Raw genomic sequence first — 411 nt, forward strand, 5'->3', positions numbered from 1 at the left:
CCTCGGCCTGCTCGGGATGCGGGTGCTCAGCCGCCGGCAGCGGCACCGGCTCGCGGTGGCGGGACCGGAACCGGCCGAGGCGAGCGGACTCGCGGCACGCTGGTCGTCGTACGTCCAGAGGCGCCCGCGTCCGGTCGCCGCGCTGGCCGTCGTCGTCATGGCGGTCCTCGCGATCCCTGTGCTGTCGCTGCGCCTGGGCGCCACCGACCAGGGCAACCACCAGGAGTCGACCACCACCCGCCAGGCCTACGACCTGCTCGCCGAGGGCTTCGGACCCGGCTTCAACGGCCCGCTCCAGGTCGTCGTCGACGGCGACGCCCCCACCGGCCTGGTCGACGTCATCGAGGCCACTGAGTGCGTCGCCCAGGTGGCCTCCGTCCCGCCCGCCTACGGCATCACGGTGATCCATGT

Annotated in this window: 1 pseudogene; it reads left to right on the forward strand. The window is 74.0% G+C overall.

Annotated elements, in window-relative coordinates:
* Positions 1-411, forward strand: a pseudogene (locus ACLZOT_RS50165) (MMPL family transporter); the annotation flags it as partial.

Origin of the sequence: Streptomyces sp. 4F14 (assembly GCF_048159485.1) — a bacterium.
GTDB lineage: Bacteria > Actinomycetota > Actinomycetes > Streptomycetales > Streptomycetaceae > Streptomyces.